Annotated in this window: 6 protein-coding genes and 1 pseudogene; 1 reads left to right on the plus strand and 6 read right to left on the minus strand. The window is 38.7% G+C overall.

The window, feature by feature from the left end:
• Positions 1 to 281 (plus strand): annotated as a pseudogene (locus tag G630_RS0117475) (IS1634 family transposase); the annotation flags it as partial.
• 413 nt (positions 282 to 694) lie between these two features.
• Here the strand turns inward: G630_RS0117475 and G630_RS0117480 are convergent.
• From G630_RS0117480 to G630_RS25905, 6 genes are all read right to left on the minus strand, one after another.
• Positions 695 to 1,522, minus strand: coding sequence for a hypothetical protein (locus G630_RS0117480; RefSeq protein ID WP_026499338.1), 828 nt, complete (start codon positions 1,520 to 1,522; stop codon positions 695 to 697).
• Positions 1,523 to 1,550: 28 nt separating this feature from the next.
• A complete protein-coding gene (locus G630_RS0117485) occupies positions 1,551 to 2,654 on the minus strand; it encodes a hypothetical protein (protein WP_026499339.1) in 1,104 nt (367 codons plus the stop codon).
• Between the two features lie 218 nt (positions 2,655 to 2,872).
• Positions 2,873 to 3,247, minus strand: a complete 375-nt coding sequence (locus G630_RS0117490) for a YccF domain-containing protein (protein WP_026499340.1) — start codon at positions 3,245 to 3,247, stop codon at positions 2,873 to 2,875.
• Between the two features lie 174 nt (positions 3,248 to 3,421).
• Entirely contained in the window at positions 3,422 to 4,438 is a 1,017-nt protein-coding gene (locus G630_RS22610) for a hypothetical protein (RefSeq protein WP_049946288.1), read from the minus strand.
• 316 nt (positions 4,439 to 4,754) lie between these two features.
• On the minus strand, positions 4,755 to 6,332 hold the full coding sequence (locus G630_RS0117500; protein WP_026499341.1) for a hypothetical protein: 1,578 nt from the start codon (positions 6,330 to 6,332) through the stop codon (positions 4,755 to 4,757).
• Between the two features lie 584 nt (positions 6,333 to 6,916).
• Positions 6,917 to 7,129 (minus strand): hemolysin III family protein, encoded by a 213-nt coding sequence (locus tag G630_RS25905; protein ID WP_242829962.1) that lies wholly within the window; start codon positions 7,127 to 7,129, stop codon positions 6,917 to 6,919.
• Positions 7,130 to 7,514 lie beyond the last annotated feature (385 nt).

Below are 7,514 nucleotides of genomic sequence, written 5' to 3' on the forward strand. Positions count from 1 at the left end.
ACCTCAAGGAGAGGCTTTCAATGCGGCGGATGTCAGTCGCTTCCGAGGAAAACTTCGAAGGCAAGCTGTTTGTCCAGTTCATAGCGCTTCAGATGGTGTCTTATATCAAAAAGCAGATGGATGAGAACGGCCTGTTCAGCAACTATACAATACAGTCACTGCTGGACGAGCTAGATACAATTGAGTATTACCAGCAGCCTGGCAAGGCGCATCATCTGTCTGAGGTAACTGCAAAACAGCGTGAGCTCTATAAGCTCATTGGAGTCGATGCCCCGACATGATCAAACCTTGGTATAAAATGACGGGACTTTAGGTTCAATGCGTAAATCCACCCAACAATTGTTCGCGATCAGATTTATCTCCGCCCTCTACACACCTCCCACGAAGCAAACAGCACAAAATCACTCCAATGCAGATAGCCACTCCGCTCCTGCTAACCATTCCAATCATGCTAATCACTCCCCCTGATATCCCTAGCTTCTCCTGAGCTGGCATAGCTCAAGGACTGAATAACCAGCCACCACTTTAGTGGCTTGGCCTTGAAAGCAGTCATATACGCGATAAAATCAAAAAGCGACGGGAAGGAGATATATCTGATATCCCTGAGTTCCCGTCACTAAAGATGCTTCATCGCGTATATGCCCGCTTTCAAGGCTGGCGTACTGACATAATAATGAGCCCGTCTACGTAATCCTTATCTATTAAATCCCCATCTATAAGGAGTGGTACTATTTGAACTATTTCCGCTAGTCGACTGAGCCTGTTTCGGTTTCTTGATATTTATAAAATGCGAAAGCTGAGAGGTCTTCTTCTTACTTCCAAGCTTAACATGGGTTGTATCGGATAATACCGTATATCCCTCGATAAATCCCTCATTCCAGTCTGTCATCTTTTCATAATCGCCGACATGTGTTCCGCATATTCCAACACAAGTTTTTGTATAGTTGGATGGAAACTTTATAACAATTGTCTTGACGTAAGAAACATAATACTGATAAACAGTTCCGTCCGACCAGGACATTTTCTGTGGCTTCAAACCTTTCCATTCAGTCTCAGTAACATTTACTGCATGATAATTTGTTCCCTCTTCAGACGTTTCTGCAGTATTTAAATTCTCTCCGGTACTTTTGTCCACAACCACAACATCAAGATAGTCTATAAAATCATGTCCTGAATTTATCAGCTTTTTAGCCATCTTCTTCGAAGGCTTTTTGGGATTCTGCACCTGTATTGTCATTATCACTGTCATAGTCGAATCCGTAGACTGAGAAGATGAGCTTGAAGTCCCGGAAGATGAGGGATATTCACTCATTCGAAACTTGGTAATCTTTGCATAAAACTTGGAAAGTCCTTTTTTCCCCGGTACTTGCGAATACACCGTTATCCAGGAGCCCTTTGTGAAATTAAAGCTACATCCGCTCTTCTTCAGATCATTAAAAGCAGCATTTGAGTTTAATGCAGAACAGTTGAACAATACTATAACCAAAAGAATTATTATGAAATTACGAAGTCGTCTTTTCATTCCCCCTCCATTCCTGGCAGTATTTACCTTACTTACATTTCTTCTTATAATTGAACTCTTTATATCGTTTCTTGGTTGCTGTAACTATTACTACATCACCGGGTTTTAAATTTCTTGTTAACGTGTATGTTTGAGTTTCTTTTTTCTGAGTAAGCGAAATCTTAGTCTTTTTCTTCTTTTTGTATCTTATTTTGATCTTTTTATTTTTTGATCCCTTTTTTACGATAATACTGATTTTTGCGCCTTTTAGTGTATTAACGGTAATATATCTGCTTCCTGTACTTGTTGAAACGCTTGTCCATAGTCCCAGCTGTGAATCGTCATTATTTATATCAACACTTATTTTGTATTGTGTACCGCCTTTTCCGGATAAAAAGAAATATCGCCGGATTTGGTAGCCTGACATCGTATATTCAGCTGTTCCGTTGTCTCTTAATACCCTCAGGCTATTGCTGTCGATTGTATAATCATTGTCATCAGCTATCCTGGTATCCATCTTTTTAGTAGCTACAATAGTTACCTTATAACTCATATTATTGGGAACTTCAAAATAAAAACTGTCTATGTCATCGTCGCGTTCAAGCATTCCGACTGTTTGTGTCGCCCCTGCCGTTAACGGTGTTGCCATATCAAAATCACCATAAAAATCATCTGCATAGCTATTTAGGTTCAACGTATATGTCCCGGTACCGCTTATTCGAATATAGTAATTCTTTTCCTCCAGAAGCTTAGGCATGTATGTATCTTTACTGCCAACTCCCTGGAATTCCATCCTACACACAATCTCTGCAAGATGGTTTCCTGTATGTGTGTAACTCGACTTAACCACATTTAACTGCTCATCCAGAATATCCATCTGCATTACACCTGCTGTCTGAGAGCCTGTCAGCCTTGCTATCACCCATACATTTCCGGTAGGCGCCTGAAAGCTATACCAGTATTCTGTTCCAAGTGTTGCACTTCCTGTTTCGTTTGACCCATTGACCGAAATATTCGTTGCATTCTGTGGATTGATGTTACTGCTTGAAGCAGCCTTAACGAAGAGATTAAAACGACATAAAAAGAATGCCATCAGTAATACTAACAGCACCAAAATATAACAGAAATACCTTTTTATAGATATTCTCGTCATTAAGTATCCCCCGTAATCAAGTGTTATGTTTACAACTCCATAAAATTATAAATTACGATAATCCGTACATAAAATGCACATAACTTCACTTATCAATTATATCGTCATAAAAATATAAAAAATAAGAGTGCACCACCTTAGTGCACTCTTTTTTAGGGAAATTTAACATTTCACGACTGATTTATTATTCTTTCCATCTCGTATGCTTTTTTCAATAATTAAGCAAAATGTACTCTTTGAACCTCTGTTCCAAAGGGAGCAAGTGAAAGTGCTGCCAGCTTAAAGAACTGTTTTCCAAAAGGTATTCCTATGATTGTGATGCAAAGGAGTACTCCGATAATGAAATTTGCCAATGCAAGCTCCATGCCGCCAAAGAAGAACCACCATACGTTCAGAAGGAATGAAACCGGCCCGCCCTCACTTTTTATTTCCTGCCCAAAAGGATTAAGTGTAAGTCCTGCTATCTTGAAGCACTGTACTCCGATCGGGATTCCAATCAATGTAATGCAATAAAGACACCCAACTCCAAACCAAAGTATTGCACTAAAAAGTCCACCACATAACATCCATAATATATTTCCAAAAATTCTCATAACCATTTCTTCCTTTCTGTGAAACACACCTTTGTTTTATCTGAGATGATATTATCAGGTCTTCTATCACAGAATTATCACATTATGAAAAATGGGCTGATTTTATAATTCAATCACATAGTAAAAACCGGCATGAATCTACTTCACGCCGGCTCTTCTCACTATAAAAATGATTTAGTTGCTCAATACCTTTTTTGCTTCTTCAAAGGCTTCATTTTCAGTCATTTCAGGGTTTGTCTTTCGGAAAAAATCAGCAAGTTTTTGGATATCATCAGCACTCTGCTTCGTCATTCCCTGTTCAATTCCTTGCTCAATTCCTTGCTCAATTCCCGTACGTATCAGTTCCTTTGTTTCGTAATCAAGTACCTGTCCACCCATAATTCTCTCGGCCTCCTCTTTTACGACTTTCCGCTTAGCTGTCAAGGCTGTAATAACCTTCTTAGACAACATGATAATCGAATGATGTGTCAAAACATCAATCTGTCCATTCTCAAGTTTCACCCGAAGCTTATCGTAGATTTCCTGATATCGCCTCCTGAAATCATCAAGAAAAGCCTCGTCCTGTGACTCTATTTTATCAAAGTCACCTTCGAAATTAAACAGATAGAACGGAATTAGAAAGTACAGTTCCTTATCGATTATGTCGTCGCAGGAATAATCCTTAAGTTTCATTATCGGAACCATATACTGCGCATAATCTCCTCCCGGGACATTGACCGTAATAAGCATATTGTCAGGTGTTGCAGAATTACTCCTTAGATAAAGCACTCCTGATGCTGGAAGATTAACCACAAGTCTGTCATCAGAAACTGAGCTATCTTCTTTGATAGCAATCTGTACATCGTACTCGAACATCCTGAGTATCATTGTTCCATTGTTGTCGGACTGACACTCCAGATGAAAAAGCTTTCTGCAGCCATCGTGATCAATAATCTCGATAGCCGAATCGGTTATCATCTTATCCTGATTACCTTCACTTCGGTTGGCAAAATAAGTATTGTTGAGCGTGTTCACCTCTTCATCTCCCTCATAATGAGTGTCCGTGAACATCTCATTGAGAAGCTTTAGAAGAAGTCCCTTGTGCTCAACTACAAGAGTGCGGAACACGTCATTATAGGGCGTACTCCCGCTGTTTGTTCGGTTCTGATCAGCTTCCTGATCTTGGCCTTCTGAAAAATTGTAATATATCATTTTTTCCTTTCCGATTTGCTTCTTCGGGACAATTTTGGAAGGAAAATGCTTTGACAGAGTACCATTTATTCAGAATGAATGCAACCAGGGATCACGGCATGAAATTGAAATCGGAATTGCAATTCGCCTAACTGCAGAAGAAAGCCCCGCAGCAACGCTGCGGGGCGATATTATACCAGGCACGCGAAAACGGCTTTGTCACGAGACCTTTTTCTCTATGAGTGGATATATTTTATATATGCCCGATATAAGGCTACCTTATTATTACAGTTCCTTCATAATAAATTGGACTAATCAAGTCTTAACTATCACGCTATTACTTCTTTACTGCACACTTAACAAAGAAGTCCTCCTGTCCATAAGTCTTTGAAATCTTGTCGAAATAAGTTACTCTGATCACTGTTGTTGCAAAGTAGTTTCTGTTCTTATATGAACTACTTCCTGTAAGAATCTCACCCTTTGTATTCTTGCCATCTTTTGATGTCCAGTTTAATGAAGAATCAAATCCACCATCATTACCAACTGTGCTAAGAGTTATCTTCTTTCCGGATTTTACAGGTGTAAATTTATAAGTAACTTCTGACTCAGAAATTCCACCAATTATATCATCAAAGTCACCATCACCATTCAAGTCTACTCTGTGTTCAGTTACTGAACTTGTTCTGTTGTATGCTGAATAAGTATTTGAGTGGTCATACTGTTCACCTGTCTGAGGATTTGTCCCTGACATGCCTTCGGTAATTGTCTCTTTATACAATTTACCAATTTCTATCTTCTTAACCTGGAAGTTCTTATTTGTCTTTACAACAAGTTTACCGGACTTCTTTGTAGAAAGATTCCAATAATCTTCACCCCTTACTTTTCCATAGTTTATATTGTTTGTCTTAGAATAGTCATCAAGAAGAGACTTTCCTGCAAATGTTACCTGCTTAAATACTGCAACTTTCTCAACTACATAAACATTTACCTTCACAGGAGTTACCGTTCCATTTTTATTAACGATACTGAATGAAAGCTTAGACTTTCCAACCTTCTTAGCATCAAGAGCAATATAACGTGTTGCAGAATTTGCGCTCTGTGTAGAAGCCTTTACAGCAGCTTCTGCATCATCATACTTTTCGTATGTTCCAACGACAACTCTTGCACCAACTGTAGGCTGATACCATACAGTATATGTTGTTTTGTCTGTTGCAGCATCATATTTAGGTTCTATATGAACACCATCAGCATTTGTCACTGTCTCTCCGCCGAGTTTATTATATGCCTTTGCTGTTACAACACTCTTCTTAGAGGACTTCACCTTAGAAATAGCAGTATCTCCACCTTCTAACGGTATACGAAGATATGTGATCTCGCCCTTCTTGAGCATAATAGCTGACTGGAACTGATTTGCAGCTGCTTCATCAGCTGTATAATTACTATCTACTTCTGAGCGGAACATACTGGTTTTTCCGGTTGCAGAATTTTTATAAACAGTTCCTCGAATATTTGCCAGCTTAACTGTATAAACAGTACCATCATCATCATCATCATAACTCCAAGTAGTGTCGCTATCATCATAGTAATAAGTAGTACCGGAAATTGTCCGATCATCACAATATACGTTATCCGCTGGTTTCGTGGTGGTTGCAATACCATTTGCCACAAAAGCATCAAACATTTTCTTATATGCAGCATCCCTTGCTGCACCGTAAGTAGCTGCCGTTTCAGTGATATCAGCAAACGACTTAACATCTTTGTCAATTATTGCGGCATCATCATAATAATCCGATACCTTCTGTAAAGTCATACTATCCTCAACCTTTTTTGCAGCAAGCGCTGTAGTAGGTGTAAGGAATGTTACAGACAGTGCCATAGCAAGTGCAACAGCACCAATTTTTGAAATCTTAACCATAAGATTACCTCCATCATAAGATTATATTTAAGCATTTACGGTTTACCGCAAACACTTATCTGTGACAATTCTCATTCTACCCCCCCCCTGAAAAAAATCTGTCAAGCCAGTAATTATGCGCTTTTCAGGTTTTTTATAAACTTTATAAAATGTTTATAATTTCGTTTTTTCCAAACCCCTTGTCAGAACACAGTTTGTTTACATCCCCCTCTCAATCATAGTCTGATTCCACATTTCAATATTTAATGATTTTTATATTTTTCTTAAAAATATAAAAGCATTATTCCAACATTTTTTGTATAAAAACTTACACTCTCATCCAAGCCTCTCATCCAAGAATAGGCTTTATAATCAGTATTATCTTCAAAAAAGTCTATAGCATGTTATCGCATTTTTTAAGCCGGCATGAATTTCCTTCACACCGGCTCTTCGCACAATACAAAATGATTTAGTTGCACAATACCTTTTTGCTTCTTCAAAACTTCTTTTCTAATTAAATCTAGTTTTTGCCCTTTTAGGTTGGGAAAATTGATGTATACGACAAAACCTAGATGATGGGCTTAATTTATTGTTTTAATAACAAATCACAACAAAAACTGATACATAAAGATAAAATGACAAAAGCTCCCACCCATCACAAACAAATGGAAAACCTCGTGTGACCCAAAATAAGGATGCTTTTCATTGAATTTGGAGAACTTCAGAGCGTAGAGGACTCCTCCAACCATATAGATTACTCCGCCTATGAAAAGCCACAGGAAGCCGGCGTGGCTCAGAGTGTTATAGACAGGACGCATCACAAGAATAACGCTCCCGCCAAGAGTGATGTAGATAACCGAAGATAGTGTTGTTTGTTACTTTACCTGCATTCTAAATTCTGTTTTTGAATCACTTTATTTAAAGGTGTGGACTTATTTATTCTGGTGCATAATACGCCAGATTATTTAATGCCATGCCTTTTGTGTTATCATGGGAAAGTTACTGACAATAAAAGGCAGGATCCCTCCCCGACCAAAGTTTGGTATCCTGCCTTAGCAACTCCGTACACAGAAGTGTACGAAAACATGCAAGACAATGATAACCCTTTACGTCGAAGAAAACAATCCGATTACACCAGGTTTCTACAACTCTGTCCTAAACAATCTCCAGTTCCATCAGCTCAAATGCCCTTGTGGTCAGTCA

This window comes from Butyrivibrio sp. WCD2001 (genome assembly GCF_000424485.1).
Classification (GTDB): Bacteria; Bacillota; Clostridia; order Lachnospirales; family Lachnospiraceae; genus Butyrivibrio.

Excerpts from the sequence above, each read along its gene's own strand:
- G630_RS0117480 (WP_026499338.1), bottom strand. The coding sequence starts at position 1,522 with ATGAAAAGACGACTTCGTAATTTCATAATAATTCTTTTGGTTATAGTA.
- G630_RS0117485 (WP_026499339.1), bottom strand. The coding sequence starts at position 2,654 with ATGACGAGAATATCTATAAAAAGGTATTTCTGTTATATTTTGGTGCTG.
- G630_RS0117490 (WP_026499340.1), bottom strand. The coding sequence starts at position 3,247 with ATGAGAATTTTTGGAAATATATTATGGATGTTATGTGGTGGACTTTTT.
- G630_RS22610 (WP_049946288.1), bottom strand. The coding sequence starts at position 4,438 with ATGATATATTACAATTTTTCAGAAGGCCAAGATCAGGAAGCTGATCAG.
- G630_RS0117500 (WP_026499341.1), bottom strand. The coding sequence starts at position 6,332 with ATGGTTAAGATTTCAAAAATTGGTGCTGTTGCACTTGCTATGGCACTG.
- G630_RS25905 (WP_242829962.1), bottom strand. The coding sequence starts at position 7,129 with ATGCGTCCTGTCTATAACACTCTGAGCCACGCCGGCTTCCTGTGGCTT.